Raw genomic sequence first — 16,505 nt, forward strand, 5'->3', positions numbered from 1 at the left:
GCAAAAATTCGACTCACAAAAAAGCCCGCTGGAGCAAAGCGGGCATTTTTGCTCAGTTTTCCCGAATCTCGAACAATCAGGGGACGTGATTCATCTCGTCACTACTACTAGCTATCGACGCATCAAGGAAGCCCGTCGGCCCCGTCTTCACCACTCTGTCGAGGCTAACCGTGACGGCCTGACATGCGACACATCAAACAGCTGACGCACGGCTACCTGCGTGATTTTCGGCTTGTCTTCTTTGAGCGCTTCTTGGTAGCTTTTTTTGATGATCTCTTGGCGTTCTTCGAAACGGCCTTCTTTTCCTTCTTGGCTCGTTTCTTTGCAGCCTTTTTCGCCCGCTTCTGCGGAGTTTTTGTAGCCTGGGCAACTGCCTTCGCAGCCTTCTTTACCGGGGCGGACATTCGTTTGGCGACGGCCTTCTTGGCACGCTTTGCAACGGCCTTAACAGCCGTTTCGGCCAGCGTGCCTGCGGCCTGAGCAGCGAGATCCGTCATCTGGTCGACGATCGGTTTCCGCGGCTGCTCGGCTGCCTCGCTCTTCTCGGAGTCGCTTTTCTCGGTGTCCATGATCACTCCTGCAGATGAGAGACAGGCCTTATCTTTGAGGCCCATCTCAGGCAGCCAGGTGCGCGGAGGTGCATGGTCTCCGACACCTGGCCCGAGAGGATGTCCTATGGCGAAACAGAACACCGGAAAGGAAACTGTTTTCGGCGGGGACAGTTCCTCGGACGTCAGTGCAGCCACCCCTCCTTCAGGCCAAGTGCGCTGGGTGACCCGGGATCAAGCGGACGCCTCACGAGGGCTCATAGGGTGTCCCGTCGAAGCTCTAACGAACTGGCGCCCAATCGGTCTCTCAGGGAACGAAGTTATCCGTGGCCGATTGGTCGTCCCGATATGAGCGGAGCGTCGCGCGTGAGCGGCATGACCGGCACAGCGAGGGCTTTCTTTGCAGTAGCGTAGGGAGGAAGCGATGGCTGACAAAACGAACTTTACCGCCGAAGAATGGACGTTGCTCTTGGAGAGCCCAATGATAGCGGGGATGGCCGTCACGGCCGCGGGCCCGAGTGGGCTTTGGGGGCTTCTAAAAGAGTCCTTCGCAGGTGGCAGTGCCCTCACCGAGGCGATTACCGGTGCCAACACAAACCCGTTGGTGAAGGCCGTAGTGACTGACTTTTCCGGCAGCGAGGGACGGAGCGCTGCGCGAGACGGTCTCAAAGAAAAGTTTGCAGCTAGTCAGCCATCAGATCTCAAGGTCAAAGCAATCGATTCGATGCGACAGGTTTCTGCCCTGCTCGATGAAAAAGCTCCAGCCGATGCAGCTCAGTATAAAGCTCGGCTTCTCCAGATCAGCCAAAGCACCGCAGAAGCGGCGACCGAGGGCGGTGGTCTGTTCGGAGTTGGCGGCGTTCAAGTAAGTGAAGCCGAAAAGGCAACGATTACTGAAATATCCCGCGCTTTGGGTTCGTGAGTGCACCGAGCTTCAGGGCTTCAAGTCCCCGCCTTGGCCAACAAAGGTTTTGCCTCGCTCACTTCATGAGCTAGCAGCAAGGATAGGATCCCTGCCGAATAAAGAGGTGGGCGTCTGTAGGTCAAGTAAGACAGATTTCGACCAAAGTTCGCCAGGCAAGTCCGCGTTACCGCCTCTCCATCGGCCACGGCAGAGCGTATTCAGATATCCCGCCGTCGTCGCAAATCGGTCGCAATTCACAGCGTTCAACGCGGCCCGCCGCTCTTTCATGAGCCGCTTCACCGTCGGCCAACTCGCTGAGCCAGCTCAGCTCCAATCACACACCTCACCCGCTGCAATCAAAGCTCCATAGCGCCTGCCGCGCGGCTTTACGTTCCCAAAGCGCGGTTTCCTCCCTTGGAGGTTTGCGTAGGCCGGCCCCGTGCGCGCGGCACCACCTTCCATGGGGCCGGCATCCGAAAACCTTCACAAAAGCTGACGTCTGGTTATTGGTTGCACCGGTAAAGCGGCGCGCAAATTGTGTCCAATCTCACTTCTGTACAACGTCGGCTCTAGCTATCCTGAAGAGCCTGGGGTGGAGATTTTGTAGCATGGCCAAGCTAGTCTTTGGAATGAACCAATCTCTGGACGGCTACGTCGACCATATGGCGTTTGCGCCAAGCCCCACGCTCTTCCGCCATTTCATCGAGGAGGCTCAGAGGCAGGCGGGCAGTGTTTACGGTCGCCAAATGTATGAGGTCATGCGGTACTGGGACGACGATCATCCCGAATGGAGTGCAGAGGAACACGCCTTCGCGGCGGCGTGGCGGAACCAGCCGAAATGGGTCGTCTCGCGCTCGTTAAAGTCGGTCGGCCCCAAGGCCAGGCTTGTTGAAGATGACCTTGAGGGTGCGATCCGCGAGCTGAAGGCCGAGCGCGACGGGGAGATCGAAGTTGCTGGGCCGGACTTGGCCCAAAGCCTCGCCGAACTTGGCCTAATCGATGAGTACCGAATCTACCTGCACCCCGTCGTGCTTGGTCACGGCAAGCCATATTTCGCCGGACCGCGCCCGCCGCTCCGCCTTGTGGCTAGTGATCGGATTGGCGAGGATGTGATTAGGTTGAAGTACATTCCTGCTTAATCACGCGGCGTGCACGCCGGACTGCGCCGACGCGTCAGGTTCCCTTTGGTCAAAAGCAGATGTCGAACGCCCGGGAAGATCGGAAAAGAGGGTTTCCGCGTCGCTCGGTGTTTCGCGCGCCTCGTCGCCGACATACCGCCGAATTCGTAATTTTCCGCGTGTCGTCCGGAATCATCGTACGTCGGGCCGCCGTTCGCCTCTCGTTCGGTTGGCAGAGGATTTAGTTTCCAAAGAACGAGCCTCCCCCAGCGCGATAATTGTCATCATCACCGCCGAAGGCCACGATGCCCGGCTGCTGCCTATGCTGTTGCTGCTCCTGCTTCGCCATGCGAGCGGCTTCCCGCCTCGCCTTACGCTCCGCGTACTTCTTGCGGCCGGCTCGCTGCTCAGCTTCCGCTTTGCGGCGTTCGGCCCGCTCAGCCTGCTTTTGTTTTTCGGGAACCGGCTGGACTTCCTTGACTGGCGTGATCGGAAGTGAAGGTTCTGACGTGGCGGCAGTTTCCGCGGGCGGCTGGGGAGGCATAGCAGCCTCAGCGGATGCGGGAAGAATAACGCGTGCCGGAGGCAGCCCGTCGACAACTGGGCGGCTGGGTGCTGTTGGCTCCATGGCCGTTTTCGCCAGCATAAGACCGCCGCCGAAACCGACGGCCAGGATCACAAAGGTTGTTCCCACCCCCGTGAAGAATGCGCGCGCGTTGGATGCCATGGCCGTGTCTCCGGATGTTGCAACGAACGCACTAATCTCGGCTTGTGTTCCCAGACGGGAAAAATAGGCAATAACGGCGACCTCCCATGTTCCGCTGTGTGCATCTTCACGCTCCGCGCCATCTCTGGTGTAGATCAGGAATTTAGAGCCCGTTGGCAGCTGCACTTGCTCCGAAATCGCGGTAGGGAAACGCTGACAGCATGATGGCTTGGCGGCCCATTCTGCCACTCCAGAAGCTAAATCATTGGAGGCTCCGATGCGCGGACCCGCGTCGAAGCTTGTATTTGGTGGATAGAATTCGTGACTTTACAAACGCCCGAGCCTTGATCAGGCTTCGAAGGTCGGGCTAGGTCATTGCAATACCAACAAATTTTGCCCGGCTAGCCGCAGCGCGACAATGCCTGCGGCTATTTGATTCCCAGCGTTCCTTCTAAGGGCAAGACCCGGCCGGTTTCCCGGCTCGGGCCTATGAAAAATCCGTTCAGTGCACTACGCGAAGGAAATAGTAGCTGATACCGCCAATCGCGATGACCGTGGGAATGCCCCAGAGTAATAATACTGGCATCGTTTCTCCTCCTAACGAAAAAACAACAGGGAAGAGAGGGACGCGTTCCGTGGTTCTAGGACCACTAAATTTTCAGCAACCTGGAACAAACCGGGGTCGGGAAAATTAGGCACTCGTTAGGAGAGGGACTTTTACGGCCCCGGCGTGCACATCCCCCGAAGCGCTGGGGCCGCTTTATGCGGGTGGCAGCACGTCTCTATCTTGTTGCCCGGGGCGCGCATTCACCCTCATCGGCTCCGGCGCAGTCGTTTCCCCGAGGGCGCTGGGGCCCGTTTGTTTCTGCCATTACCACGAGCCGAACTTAGTTCGCCAGTCTCGGTACCGCTCCCGCTGCGGTGAAGCCCCAAAGTGCGAAGCGGTGAGACTGTTATCCGAACGCATATCGAAGTGAGGCTGCGATGCCAGCCGCCGCCAGGCTTGCAAGCGAGGCTAGCTCCAATCCGGTCGGGCCGTCCCAGTAGCTAGGCTGACCAGGGCTTTTGCAAGGTTTGTCATGCTGACTTCAACCCTCTGATAAAGGGCGAGCTAAATAAGAAAGGCCGTGGCACGTCAGTTCTTCCGGGTCGCTTTCACCAGCCTGCCATTTCCCGGTTAGATACCTCTCAAGCGAGCAGCGACGCGGATCGCCCGCGTCAACATCCTTGTGCAACGCCAGATGGACGGTCCAAGCTCGATCAATGGCAATCTTCAGCGCTGACTCGTCATTCATTCTCGGACTCCAAAATCCGCGTCTTAATTCAATCCCACTGCTAAGAAAAAGTTGCCACTTTTCCCAATTGCTTGAGGCTGCGCTGTCTCATTCGAGCTAACGGCATTGCATTCTTGGAAGTAGGAAGACAGCTCAAGAAGAGCTAGTGGATCGAATCTAACACTTGGTGCCCTCGTCGGACAGCGGCGATGATTTTGTTTGGGTCCTTGGTCCAGATAAAAGGCTTTGGGTTTGCGTTGGTGTGGTCGAGGAAGCGGTGGATGGCATCTTTGAGTTCCCGCAGGGATCGGAATACGCCGTGCTTGAGACGCTTCTTTGTGAGTTTGGCAAAGAAGCCCTCGATAGCGTTGAGCCAGGAGGCGGATGTCGGGGTGAAGTGGAAGACAAACCGCCGATGCTTTTCGAGCCATGCCATGACGTCTGGATGTTTGTGGGTGGCGTAGTTGTCGACGATGACATGGATCGTCTTTTTCCTGGACACTCTGGCCTCGATGACGTTCAGAAACCGAATGAACTCCTGATGGCGATGGCGCTTCATGCACTGGCCAATAACCTTGCCCTCAAGGACATCGAGCGCCGCGAACAACGTGGTGACGCCATGGCGCTTGTAATCATGGGTCATGGTACCAGCGCGCCCCTTCTTCATCGGCAGACCCGGCTGGGTGCGATCAAGCGCTTGAATTTGGCTCTTCTCATCGACAGACAGGACAATGGCGTGGTCGGGCGGATCAACGTAGAGGCCGACGATCTCGTGCAGTTTGGCGGCAAACTGCGGATCGTTGGACAGTTTGAACTGACGCACCCGGTGCGGTTGGAGGCCATGAGCACGCCATATACGCTGCACCGAACTGACGCTAACCCCGGCTGCCGTCGCCATCGCCGAACCGCTCCAGTGACTGGCCGCCGGCGGCGGGCCAGCCAACGTCAGGGCGACCACACGTTTAGCCACCTCAGGGCTCAGCGGCGGAATGCGCGACCGTCGTGTCTTATCCCGCCAAAGGCCGGCGGCTCCTTCCTCACGGAAACGTTCCTGCCAGCGCCAGATCACCGTCTTGGCCTTGCCAGTGGCTTGCATGATCTTAGCTGTGCCTCGACCATCGGCCGTCAGAAGGACGATCTTTGCCCGCCAAACGTGCTTCTGCGAGCTATTGCGGTCGGCGACCACGGCTTTAAGCTTGCTACGGTCGGCTCGGCTCAACTGGATATTCGTCGCTTGTGCATGCCCTAGACTCGCACACGCGAGTCCTTCAGGGAATCCCCAACCGAATCGAAGCGTTAGATTTGGTCCACTAGGTGCTCCCAGTATTCTGCTTCCGCGAGGAGCTTCCATTTATTCATGCTATTGTACGCGGCATGTTGACGGCACAGCGAACCCATCGCCCGCAATTGTCGCACCTTTTCCACTGTGAACCTCCCCTTCGAGCTTGTTTTTCCCGAGCGTATTGTTTGTGATGTGTCGGAGTCAAAATTGAATTGACGAGTGATAGTCCGGTGTTTGACGGGTCAATTGATGTAGCGCAATCGTCTGACTTTTCGCTTCGAGGGAGGCGGCCACATTGACGGCAGCAAAAAGCGCTGCGCAGAATGACCACGCTCCCGACAGCCCCAAAGCCCCCCACGTCGGAAGCGCTCTTTGGAAGATAACGGCTCTAGTCCCACCGACTGGAGCCGTTTTCCATCCGCCATCGCTAAAGCGGGGTGAGCAGCTCCAGCACTGTGGGGGCAATGGTGTTCTCAGCGCCGGAGCCTCTTCGGCCCGCGCTATGCGCAGGCACGCAACAAAGCTCGCATCGGACGACGAGTTCCAAGTCGGCGGCGAGCCGACTATCCTATTCTCGCCCAAAATGTATTGGCTTCTGCGTTGGGGCAGGCTTCGCAAATGGAGCCCTGCATGCGTAGTAATCTGGTGCTTGTTGCCTCTTTTTTTGTTATAATTTCATCGAGCACCTCGGATGCTCGACCGTCCCGATCTTCTGTTAACGTGTCCGAATGCAACGTAACCATGCCTTGCGACTTCTCCGGCTCGCAAATTCGTCGCGGCAGAATTGCGTCGGGCCTGCGAAAAGAGAATGCCTCTGAGCAGCGGGCAATTTCGCACCGCAATGCAATGGCAGAAGTGAATGGCGGTCGCGCTCAAGTCGACGGCGGTCGCCCGGCCGGTTGTCCGCGTTCCTTCTGCGGTTGCGGCGCATCTATACGTGTGTTCGGCCGTATTGTGCCCGGATTAAATCTGGCTGCCAACTGGCCAGTTTTCCCCGGACCGCACCAGCGCCCGGAATGGTTGCCGCGCGACACGGGCACGTCTTCGTTCTAGAGCAACAAGTCTCGGGTGACACCTGGATGGCGTATGATGCCAACTCAGGCGGGCGCGCAACAAGAATTCACACGCGTTCTCTGCGAGGTTACACGGTGTGTCAAGGGGCAAAACCAAGTAAATCGCGTTTAAACTGTGCGGAAGTGGCGACAGGCCGTACTACGGCCCGTCGCTGTTTCATTCATGCACGCGTTGATAGGGAAACGCCCAGCTTTGCAGCCATCACACTGATGGCACCGGGAGTCCGCTTCAACGCCTTTGCGATCTTGGCGACGCCTGACTTTGCTTTTGCCATGGTCTTCATTGTTCGAACATCGCCTTTTGTCCACGCACGGCGAACTACTTTCTTAGCTCTTGCCATTCTCTCTCCGAATCGTACTGAGGGCAGAGCCGGGCTTCTATCATGGCTGTCTCAATAGCGGTCAAAGAACAAACTTCCATTGCGAGAATGTGAACCTAAGCTTCGCTACGTGAAGGTCGGACGTGTGATCTAGATTACTATCATCGGTCGAAGAAAACGGGCACGTACCTCTGATCTCGAGGGGCCCCCGCATGGACGACAAATTTTATGGCAATAGAGCGCGCGTCCTTCGCGAACTTGCGACCGAAGCAGACCCGTTCATTAAAAAGGGCTGTTGCGCCTTGCGAACAATTACGTCGATGTGGCCACAACGAGGACTAAGCGTGATCAAGCGGCAATGAAGCCGGAGCTAAGTTCCACAGTCGATAGTTGCGGCAGCAATTAGCCGACAGACTCGCTCGCTTCACTGACTCTGGCGTTCTGATCAATTTCACCATTCAACTAGTCTTGCTCAACGGCCAAAGCCCGCCATGCGGCTTCCATGCGCTTATATCGATTGTAAGTTGGCTCGTCGGAAGCGCGCTTGGCAAGTTGGGCGCAGTTCTCCGCGTTTTCTAAGAAATGCTGCGATTGCTTCATGATGTCCTCCGTTAGGATGGACATGGGATTGGCCAATGCGGTCCAGCGTGACAATTTGTCCACATCACGGGCCGTGAAATCGTCCGAGCTAAAAGCAACCCGAAGCTAGGTACGGAAGAACACGAACCAGACAAGGGCCATAGCGATCACCGCGACACTTACGCTGATGATAAGCAGCAATAGAATCGAGGGGCCGGGTTCGGCTTGACGCGCTTCCATGGGTGTTTCGATAATGACACCGTGCTTTTTCCTCACCATCATCGCACCTAAATTTTGGGTGCGAGGTCGGCGCGGTCAAATACCGGGACAATCTCAACATCCTCTGGCAAGGCACCCGATGGTGTATCTTCCGCAGCATGGCGCAACGCTTCGGCGGTTGCATCCAATCCATCGGTAGTTTCGTTTGCGCCGCTACCGGCGTCGTGACGACGGGGTGGCACTTGCTGACCCGCATCGGCTTCTGTGTTCGGTATCTTTGTGGACATAACTGTATCCTTTCGTTCGGATACCAAGCTGCCCGGACTAGGATGGTTCCTGCGCTGCGACTGCGGCCGATTTACCGGATTTCTAGTTCTTTGATCGCTAGAGCCGAAAGCTGCGCCGCATCATGGACACCAGTTTGCGTAATCTTGATGATCTTCTTCGCAATCATCTCCGTTAGAGGCGTCGTCCCGATCCTTAACGCAAAGGGTGTGCAGCGTTTGCTCGTATGCCTCTATGATGCACTTAACCTCTTTCGGCCCCAGCCCTAGGGCAGAGTTCTCCCAGGCGATAAATAGCCATTTCTATTTCATCCTATCTTGGTTGCTTGGGGGCCGAGGTCAGCCACTCGATCATTTGAGAAGCCGCTTCGGATCGACGGGCTTTGCGAACCAGAAGCTCGCGCTCAAACCCCGGTGGGGTATCTTGCGCCTGCTTGCGTAACCGCGTCGCCTCCTCTGCAAAGGCGTTCTTTAAGGGATGTAGCTTGTTTGAAAGGACGACGCTTTGGCATGCGCTGCTCCATCCAGGCGAGGTTGCAGGAGCGCGGCTGGCGGTCTCATCAGCGATGAAAGCCAAGCACCAGTGATATGCGATATATATGAGCGGTGATAACGAAGTATGCGCGATCCTAAAAAGCACCAGAGTTAAAAACATAACTTTTATGTCACCTGTCTTGCTCTCTGGACGTTCAATAAGCTCGTACGTGCCGGGTGGCACGGCGCCGCTTTGCTATCCAAATGATGTCACTCCAGCGATGATGGAGGCTTATCGAAACACCGCGGCAGCTCAGCGCTAAACGCCGGACAACAACGTAAGCCTCTCTTCAGCCGGAGCTGGGCATTGCACTTGCAACTGGGTCCGGTCCTGCGCAGCTTTGTTCAACGGCCCTTTAGGTTGCTGCCTTCCGGGTTGGGAGGCGCAGCAAAGGCGCTCTCTCTGATGGAGCGTCCGATTTCAATCCGGGCGTTCCCAGCGCAAATGCCGTCACGAGGAGTAGGATACTCGTGCAGATGATACTGAGGTAGACGCGACCACTCATTGGGCCATAACAGGCGACGCTAATGCGCGTTCCTCAAGACAGTGGATTTCCCCGGGCTGGATACATCAGCATCGTTTACTCAAACGTTTGGAGACCGCTACGTCGAGGAAGTCATGAAGCAATCTAAGGTATACCGGCAAAATGCGGAGAACTGCGCTTACCTCGCGGAAGGTGCTCCCAACGAGCCAACCCGCCAACGGTACGAGCGAATGGAAGCAGCTTGGAGAGCATTAGCGGACGAACAGGACTGGCTTGATGACGAGATGTCGCCTGCACGTAAAGGCGACGGCTGACAACGTCCGGCCTGCTCGCCGCAACCTTATCCCTCGGGCCGCAGTGTCAGATCGCTAGGAACAACCCGGTCTGCGAACCAGTTTCATTTTTGGGCCACTCAGTACGCGTATCGGTGACCCGGCGCGGCCCCCGCCTCAACCCCATGCCCCCGAGAGGACGCGGGGCCGTGTCCGCCAATACCGTGCGGTGGCGGTGCCCGCCTGGATGAAAACGGTGCGACTGCAAGGCTGGACCTCGCGGCGTCGCTAGGTACTTAGCCCAAGTCCGCTAGTCATTCGAAAGCGGGATTCCGCCGGTGCGACTGGCTGGTCCGCTTTGTGCCAGGAGCAGCTATCAAGCATTTATTGAGGCTCCAAGCCAGTTGACCAAAACCTTGTCTATGCGCCTGCCGTCGAGGTCGACAATTTCGAATCGCCATCCCTTAAATCAATTCTATCGCCAATGGTAGGGGTGGTACCGAGCTCCTGAAGCAAAAAACCAGCAAACGTCTGATAGGACCGCGATGGAGGAAGGGAAATCCCGATCAATTCTGCAATTCGAGCGCAGGCACGTAGCGCCTTGGAAAGCGCCCGATAGCATGCCGATCAGCATGATGCTCCTACCGTGCGGAGAGGGAACCCGGCCCTGGGCAGCGGGGTTATCAATGGGCCTCGGGCGGGGAACCGAAACGACGGAGGCCCTCATGAAGCACCGTAGTAGGCCCTCGACCTCGATTGAAGAGAGCCTTCTCCGAGAAGCCGAGCAGGTCAGAAGGCAAGCCGAGCGTCTGCCGCCGGGAGAGGATCGAGACCTTCTTTTAGAGGATCGAGACTTTCTTTTGAAGAAGGCGCGCGATGCCGCTCATATCGACGAATGGCTGACTTCGCCGGGGTTGCAGCGGCCTGGATGAGACTATCGGAATGATTGCGGCGACCGTTCGTTTTGAGAGTGATCGCGCTAGGTCATCGCCGCTGTTATTGCAATGTTGAAGCGCGCTCGCAGTGCGTGACCGTTTGCCTCTCGAGACGAATTTGAAGGACATCCGCCACCTTTCGTCGCGAGCGCGCGATGAATTGGAGGAGTTCTTTTTCGCCACGAATGCGCTCAGGGACAAGGGCTGAAGTTTCTGGCGCGGCGCGGGCCGGCACGCAGTCAAAGACAATCAACCGATTGTCCACCTCACGTCGCTAGCAAGCGTTTGTCCTGCTCTTTCGCACGCCTTCTGCTGTCGCCCGGCCGTTCGCGCCGAGTCGTTCAATTCGGAACTCAAAGGAACTTCCACGATGCGCGCCGATTAGTATTCAGGACCAAATGGAGTGATCAGTGCACGCGCGAGATCGCCCAGCGCCGGGTACGGTACGTTCGACAGATGTCGATGCGTTCAAACTCGCGTCTCTTACCCATACGGAGCAGTTCTATTCAATTGTCCTGAGGGATCTCCTCGAATCGGACCTTCCGTTCATGATCGGAGGCGGGTACGCCGTAAATCTTTATACCCATGCGCGGTACCCGACAAAGGACCTAGACATTTTTACGACTGCCGCGGAATTCCCTCGCCTGCTCTCTCACCTACAGCGGAACAATCGGGTATCGGCGAATGAGAGTTGGCTGGGAAAAGTTCACCGCGGTCGCGATTTCGTCGACGTCATCTTTGGTTCCAGCAATGGCGCCGTGCCGGTTCAGGAAGAGTGGTTTCAGTATGCAACACAGGCTCAAGTGCTCGGGCATTGCGTGCCTGTGATCAACCCCACCGAGCTGATCTGGACCAAGGCGTTCATCCAGAAGCGGAACCGTCATGATGGCGTCGATATCGTCCATCTCATTCTTAAGCAGCGAGAGGCAATCGATTGGCAGCGCCTGATCATGTACATGAACCCACATTGGGAGATACTGCTTTGTCATCTGCTCACGTTTCGTTGGATCTATCCGAGTGAGCGAGATGCCATTCCAGATTGGCTGCTTGACGATCTTCTTGAACGATTGAGTCGGCAGCGGGAAGGTCCGCCACCGGCGACGAAACTCTGCCGCGGTCGGTTGCTTTCCAGCTCCGATTACCGAAGTGCGACCGAGAAGTGGGGCTTCCTGAACGTCGAAGACGAGTGCGGCAATGAACGATGATGCAAGTTCATTCACATTTGCAGGCATGGGCGATCTTCATGTGAAGGATGGGCAGTCGGGCTCGCTCCGCGAATTGTTTCAAGCAATCTCGAAGAGTGCCGGCGCCCTGGTCCTTTGCGGCGACCTCACCGATACGGGAACTCCGGCACAGGCGGAAATCCTCGCTAAAGAGCTGCGTGCCTGCTCTGTCCCAGTAATCGGCGTCCTTGGGAACCACGATTACGAGTCGGGACATGCCGACGAGGTGAAACGAATCCTTTGTGACGCGGGCGTACACCTGCTCGATGGCCAGGCAGCCGAAGTTAATGGCGTGGCATTTATTGGCGTGAAGGGCTTTGCCGGCGGATTTGGTCCACGAATGCTAAGCTCTTTCGGCGAGCCGGCGATCAAGACGTTTGTTGCCGAAGCGATGAATGAAGCGATGCGGCTGGAGAACATCATGCGCACGGTGAACAGCCGGCGCGCCGTCGTGGTCCTTCACTATGCCCCGATTGTCGACACGGTGGAGGGTGAACCTCTCGAAATTTATCCCTTCCTCGGGTGCTCGCGCCTTGCAGAGACCATTGACCGCTTCAAAGTATGCGCCGTCGTGCATGGTCATGCGCATCGCGGGAAGTATGAGGGCCGCACGCCCGCCGGAGCGCGGGTGTACAACGTCGCCATGGGCGTGCAGAAGCCTTCAGGGTTGTCCTATGCGCTCATTTCCGTCTGACGGTGGGGGTCACCTGAAAGCCCCTTGCATCGAGCGAGTCGTCTCTGGGCAGTCACCCAAGTCCACGCGTACTTTTGGATTCGCGCCAGGCCGAGCAGGCCTTCGGTCGCAATCCGAAGAGTACTTTGCATCCTGCGAGGCCAGAGCTGCGTCAGACCAGTGTTAAAGGTGGAGGGGCGGTGGGAAGAAGGAGCACTCAGCCACGCAATACCAATCCGCGCGTCAGTGAACATAGCGCCAATCTATTAAGCATTTATCTAAAGCTCCCGTCTCAAAGGAGCGCCACGACCGTGTCGTCCTAAAGCTCAGCACGAGGGCTCACACGGAGCGTGGTCTACTAGCGTAGATCGATGATCTCCGATATCGGGCCATGTCTGCATCATCCGTGGGAGCAGCACCAAGCCTGTTCGATGGATTCGCTCTTTCTCATCCTACGAGGTTAAGGCGTCTACTGAACGGCGAACCGTCACGATTTAGCCTCATGTGCCACTAACTCTTGCTGAGTGATTGTGGATTCGCTCGGGAGTTGAGGGGCCGGCACGATGTCGTGGAACGAGCTTACGCGCCGTCAACAAAGGATACTCATCAAGCTCTTCGGAGGCGGGTCATTACGCGGTGATGATAGCGTCGAAACGGCAGACCTTATTCAGCGCGGTCTAGTCACCCGAAACGGACTAACGACTTCCGGGCTCGAAGTATTCGAGGCAGCTCTCAAATCACAGTACGAAATCCGACGGGCGGGAGTGGCATAACAATTATCACGCACTTCCACGCGCCAAAGCGACGTTCAGTTTGCGGCTGCTGATCGGTGATGGACACTGGCCGTTCCAGTTTTTAGTGCAATGCTCTCAATATCGCGTTGCATAGAAGCCGCTGGACCGCAGAATGCGCGGTCTCACATCGTCGGGCGTTCGCAGCCATCACTAGCTCTAAGATCAATGAGATGGTTCTAACTCCCATTGCGCTGTGAGATACTTAATCTGCTCAAACTTCAAAATGGCTGACGTACCTTCCCGGACGATTGCCGCGCGCTTGCGTTCCTTGAGTGGCAAGATCATCGTTCTTACTACTGCTGAGTGTAGTTTCATGCTGCCGTGATTAGTCAAGATAACGAGTTCTTGGGTCTATGGCCATTGTACGCGCCACGGCTGTAGCTGGCTGCGAGCCAGCACACAAACGCCCCTCAGAATGCCCGATCTGAGAGTAACCCCGGTTTGGTTAAGCTTGCTTACTCCGTCTCGAAGAGCTGTCCAAACGCGGTCATGAGACGGCATTGCTTCTGGCTCGCGAGCTCTGACTCAAATGTCTTCATGGTTGACATTTGCAATCTCGGACGCCGCGGCAACGTCAGCAGTTACGCCACGACGCATTCGAATATGAGCCGTGAAACCGGCCGACGTCCGAAATGGGTCAATCGCGTCATTTTCGTCGTCGGCCACTACTTCCGGTCTTCTCCTGGAAACGGACATCGTCAGGGCCGGTCGCCATGTCTCAAAGGTGCCAAAGGACTAAACCGCTCGCGCGGTAGGGCACTGCGGCGGGAGGCACAGCCAAGGCGATAGCGCAACGGGACGTCCTGTCTTGAGATCGAGGGGTTTCGACAACCTCACTCAAGACAGGAGCATCCCCATGACCGACGAGGCCATGAGCCCTTTACGGCGGCGCATGATCGAAGACATGACGATCCGCAAGTTAGCGCCAAAGACCCAACAAGGCTACATCCGCACCATCAGGGACTTTGCTGCATTCCTCGGCCGATCGCCCGACACGGCGAGCTTCGAGGACGTCCGGCGCTTTCAACTGCATCTGGCGGCGAACGGCGCGCACATCCCGATTCTCAATCATACCGTAGCTGCGTTGCGGTTCTTCTTCAGGATCACGCTCAGGCGCTCCGATATCATCGAGCACACCACATTCCTCCACGAGCCCCGCAAGCTGCCGGTCGTGCTCAGCCCAGAGGAGGTGGCGCGGCTGTTGGATGCCGCGCCGGGCCTCAAGTACAAGGCGGCGCTGAGTGTGGCTTACGGCGCAGGTTTGCGCGCCGCCGAGGTGATCTCGCTCAAGATCGGCGACATCGACAGCAAGCGCATGGTGATCCGCGTCGAACAAGGCAAAAGCCGCAAAGACCGCTACGTGATGCTGTCTCCGCATCTGCTCGAGTTGCTGCGTGCCTGGTGGAAGACAGCACGACCGCAGGGCTGGTTGTTTCCTGGCCGCGACCGCGTGCAGCCGATGACTACGCGCCAGCTCAATCGCGCCTGCCATACCGCAGCCGAGAGGGCCGAGATCGACAAGCGCGTGTCGCTCCACACCTTGCGGCACAGCTTCGCCACCCATCTGCTTGAGCAGAACATCGATATCCGGGTGATCCAGGTGCTGCTCGGGCACGCCAAGCTCGACACCACGGCGCTCTATACCCGCGTCGCCACCAAGACGATCCAACAAGTCATGAGCCCGCTGGAGCATATCGCCCGCAAGATCGAGAGGGTCGAGCCACCGGCCTAAAGCGCGGCTCGCGTGCCGCGTCCGGCACTGGAGGTCGCGGATATCTTCCGCGATCATGGACCGGCATGGCGCAGCGCCAACGCCGGCCATCTGAGCCTTGGCCAGTTGAAGGTAATGTCGGCGATCGAGAACTGCCGCACCGCGGCGCTCGGCGGCCATGTCGCGCGCTGCGAGAAGTGCGCGCACACCAAGATCTCGTACAACTCTTGCCGTAATCGGCACTGCCCGAAGTGCCAAGGCGCGGCGGCAAAGGACTGGCTGGCCGCGCGCGAGGCCGATCTGCTGCCGGTGCCGTACTATCATGTGGTGTTCACGCTGCCGGCAGCCATCGCCGACATCGCCTACCAGAACAAGGCGGTGGTCTACGATCTCTTGTTCAAGGCCTCGGCCGAGACCCTGGCCACGATCGCCGCCGACCCCAGGCACCTCGGCGCCCGCGTCGGCATCACCTCGGTTCTCCATACCTGGGGTTCAGCCATGACCCACCACCCGCACGTCCACATGATCGTGCCGGGCGGCGGCGTCTCGCCCGACGGCCAGCGCTGGGTGTCCTGCCGACCTGGCTTCTTCCTCCCCGTCCGCGTGCTCTCGCGCCTGTTCCGGCGGCTGTTCCTGGAGAAGCTGATCGCGGCCCACAACACCGGCCATCTGAAGTTCTTCGGCGATCATGCCGCTCTCGCCGACCCGCGGGCGTTCGCGGCGTATCTGGCACCGCTACGCCGAGCCGAATGGGTGGTCTATGCCAAGCGCCCGTTCGGCGGGCCACAGGCCGTGCTGGCCTATCTGTCGCGCTATACCCATCGCGTCGCCATCGCCAACAGCCGACTGATCGCCTGTGACCGCACCGGTGTCACCTTCCGGTGGAAAGACTATCGTGCCAATGGTCGCGATCGCCAGAAGCTCATGACACTCCCAACCGGCGAGTTTATCCGCCGCTTCCTCATCCACGTTCTGCCGCACGGCTTTCACCGCATCCGCCACTACGGCCTTTTGGCCAGCGGCACGCGCGCCGACAACATCGCCCGAGCGCGTGAGTTGCTCGCCGTCTCAAACTCCCAGGCCGAGCCCACCGGTGCCGCCGCCGATCCCGGCAAGCCGATTTGTCCATGCTGCGGCGGTCGCATGATCATCATCGAGGTCTTCGCGCGCGGTGCAACGCCACGGCATCGGCCGACAGCTTCACCTACCGCAATCAAGATCGACACCTCATGACCGCGTCACACCCCCGCAAATCTGATCGTCGCACTAGTTGCCTCTCGACCGGCCACGGTAGAACGCGCTCAGATATCCAGCCGTCGTCTCAAATCGTCCGACACTTCACTGCGGTCGATGCGACCCGCCCCTCATCCAGCAGCCGTTTCACCGTCCACCGGCCTGCTGGAGCGCCTCGACTCCATTCACACACCTCATCCGCGGCACTCAAATCCCCATAGCGTAGGCCGCGCCATCCCCGTACCCCTCCCGCGGTTTCCTCCCTTGGAGGTTTGCGGACGCCGGCCCCGCGCCCGCGGCACCACCGTCATGGGGCCGGCATCCGAAAACCTTCACAA

15 protein-coding genes are annotated in these 16,505 nt (G+C 58.0%); 7 read left to right on the forward strand and 8 right to left on the reverse strand.

The features are described from left to right. Positions 1 to 212: 212 nt before the first annotated feature. Positions 213 to 569: a hypothetical protein gene (locus tag IVB05_RS32290; protein ID WP_247780048.1), complete on the reverse strand. Its 357-nt coding sequence runs from the start codon at positions 567 to 569 to the stop codon at positions 213 to 215. Between the two features lie 403 nt (positions 570 to 972). On the opposite strand from IVB05_RS32290, the gene IVB05_RS32295 reads away from it, so the two are divergent. Together IVB05_RS32295 and IVB05_RS32300 are read left to right on the forward strand one after the other, a co-directional pair. Beyond that, positions 973 to 1,470, forward strand: coding sequence for a hypothetical protein (locus IVB05_RS32295; protein WP_247780049.1), 498 nt, complete (start codon positions 973 to 975; stop codon positions 1,468 to 1,470). Between the two features lie 590 nt (positions 1,471 to 2,060). Then, entirely contained in the window at positions 2,061 to 2,591 is a 531-nt protein-coding gene (locus IVB05_RS32300; RefSeq protein ID WP_247780050.1) for a dihydrofolate reductase family protein, read from the forward strand. Between the two features lie 220 nt (positions 2,592 to 2,811). Here IVB05_RS32300 and IVB05_RS32305 read toward each other — a convergent pair whose 3' ends face one another. The 3 genes from IVB05_RS32305 to IVB05_RS32315 all read right to left on the reverse strand — a co-directional run bounded on the left by IVB05_RS32305 (position 2,812) and on the right by IVB05_RS32315 (position 5,775). After that, entirely contained in the window at positions 2,812 to 3,462 is a 651-nt protein-coding gene (locus IVB05_RS32305) for a hypothetical protein (RefSeq protein ID WP_247780051.1), read from the reverse strand. 902 nt (positions 3,463 to 4,364) lie between these two features. Then, positions 4,365 to 4,571: a hypothetical protein gene (locus tag IVB05_RS32310; RefSeq protein ID WP_247780052.1), complete on the reverse strand. Its 207-nt coding sequence runs from the start codon at positions 4,569 to 4,571 to the stop codon at positions 4,365 to 4,367. 142 nt (positions 4,572 to 4,713) lie between these two features. After that, complete coding sequence (locus IVB05_RS32315) at positions 4,714 to 5,775, reverse strand: IS630 family transposase (protein ID WP_247787181.1); 1,062 nt, start codon at positions 5,773 to 5,775, stop codon at positions 4,714 to 4,716. A 687-nt stretch (positions 5,776 to 6,462) separates the two neighbouring features. Between IVB05_RS32315 and IVB05_RS32320 the strand changes: the two genes are divergently transcribed. Beyond that, positions 6,463 to 6,885 carry a hypothetical protein gene (locus tag IVB05_RS32320; protein WP_247780053.1) on the forward strand — a complete coding sequence of 141 codons (423 nt, stop codon included), beginning with the start codon at positions 6,463 to 6,465 and terminating at the stop codon, positions 6,883 to 6,885. Positions 6,886 to 7,066: 181 nt separating this feature from the next. On the opposite strand, the gene IVB05_RS32325 is transcribed toward IVB05_RS32320, so the two are convergent. From IVB05_RS32325 to IVB05_RS32350, 4 genes are all read right to left on the reverse strand, one after another. After that, positions 7,067 to 7,246, reverse strand: coding sequence for a hypothetical protein (locus IVB05_RS32325; protein WP_247780054.1), 180 nt, complete (start codon positions 7,244 to 7,246; stop codon positions 7,067 to 7,069). A gap of 441 nt (positions 7,247 to 7,687) precedes the next feature. Beyond that, entirely contained in the window at positions 7,688 to 7,825 is a 138-nt protein-coding gene (locus tag IVB05_RS32330; RefSeq protein ID WP_247780055.1) for a hypothetical protein, read from the reverse strand. A 266-nt stretch (positions 7,826 to 8,091) separates the two neighbouring features. Further along, positions 8,092 to 8,310 (reverse strand): hypothetical protein, encoded by a 219-nt coding sequence (locus tag IVB05_RS32335; RefSeq protein WP_247780056.1) that lies wholly within the window; start codon positions 8,308 to 8,310, stop codon positions 8,092 to 8,094. Between the two features lie 1,708 nt (positions 8,311 to 10,018). Next, complete coding sequence (locus IVB05_RS32350; RefSeq protein ID WP_247780058.1) at positions 10,019 to 10,168, reverse strand: transporter associated domain-containing protein; 150 nt, start codon at positions 10,166 to 10,168, stop codon at positions 10,019 to 10,021. Positions 10,169 to 10,943: 775 nt separating this feature from the next. Here IVB05_RS32350 and IVB05_RS32355 point away from each other — a divergent pair. From IVB05_RS32355 to IVB05_RS32370, 4 genes are all read left to right on the forward strand, one after another. Then, positions 10,944 to 11,738 carry a hypothetical protein gene (locus tag IVB05_RS32355; RefSeq protein WP_247780059.1) on the forward strand — a complete coding sequence of 265 codons (795 nt, stop codon included), beginning with the start codon at positions 10,944 to 10,946 and terminating at the stop codon, positions 11,736 to 11,738. Further along, positions 11,728 to 12,450 (forward strand): metallophosphoesterase, encoded by a 723-nt coding sequence (locus tag IVB05_RS32360; protein ID WP_247780060.1) that lies wholly within the window; start codon positions 11,728 to 11,730, stop codon positions 12,448 to 12,450. The genes IVB05_RS32355 and IVB05_RS32360 overlap by 11 nt, the downstream gene beginning before the upstream one ends. A gap of 1,629 nt (positions 12,451 to 14,079) precedes the next feature. Next, positions 14,080 to 14,955, forward strand: coding sequence for a site-specific integrase (locus IVB05_RS32365; RefSeq protein ID WP_247778957.1), 876 nt, complete (start codon positions 14,080 to 14,082; stop codon positions 14,953 to 14,955). 12 nt (positions 14,956 to 14,967) lie between these two features. Continuing rightward, on the forward strand, positions 14,968 to 16,167 hold the full coding sequence (locus tag IVB05_RS32370; protein WP_247778958.1) for an IS91 family transposase: 1,200 nt from the start codon (positions 14,968 to 14,970) through the stop codon (positions 16,165 to 16,167). The last annotated feature ends 338 nt before the right edge of the window (positions 16,168 to 16,505 follow it).

Source organism: Bradyrhizobium sp. 170, assembly GCF_023101085.1.
Lineage (GTDB): Bacteria > Pseudomonadota > Alphaproteobacteria > Rhizobiales > Xanthobacteraceae > Bradyrhizobium.

What these genes read in the sequence shown, in the direction of transcription:
- IVB05_RS32290 (WP_247780048.1), bottom strand. Translation starts at nt 569, where the DNA reads ATGGACACCGAGAAAAGCGACTCCGAGAAGAGCGAGGCAGCCGAGCAG.
- IVB05_RS32295 (WP_247780049.1), top strand. Translation starts at nt 973, where the DNA reads ATGGCTGACAAAACGAACTTTACCGCCGAAGAATGGACGTTGCTCTTG.
- IVB05_RS32300 (WP_247780050.1), top strand. Translation starts at nt 2,061, where the DNA reads ATGGCCAAGCTAGTCTTTGGAATGAACCAATCTCTGGACGGCTACGTC.
- IVB05_RS32310 (WP_247780052.1), bottom strand. Translation starts at nt 4,571, where the DNA reads ATGAATGACGAGTCAGCGCTGAAGATTGCCATTGATCGAGCTTGGACC.
- IVB05_RS32320 (WP_247780053.1), top strand. Translation starts at nt 6,463, where the DNA reads ATGCGTAGTAATCTGGTGCTTGTTGCCTCTTTTTTTGTTATAATTTCA.
- IVB05_RS32325 (WP_247780054.1), bottom strand. Translation starts at nt 7,246, where the DNA reads ATGGCAAGAGCTAAGAAAGTAGTTCGCCGTGCGTGGACAAAAGGCGAT.
- IVB05_RS32330 (WP_247780055.1), bottom strand. Translation starts at nt 7,825, where the DNA reads ATGAAGCAATCGCAGCATTTCTTAGAAAACGCGGAGAACTGCGCCCAA.
- IVB05_RS32335 (WP_247780056.1), bottom strand. Translation starts at nt 8,310, where the DNA reads ATGTCCACAAAGATACCGAACACAGAAGCCGATGCGGGTCAGCAAGTG.
- IVB05_RS32360 (WP_247780060.1), top strand. Translation starts at nt 11,728, where the DNA reads ATGAACGATGATGCAAGTTCATTCACATTTGCAGGCATGGGCGATCTT.
- IVB05_RS32365 (WP_247778957.1), top strand. Translation starts at nt 14,080, where the DNA reads ATGACCGACGAGGCCATGAGCCCTTTACGGCGGCGCATGATCGAAGAC.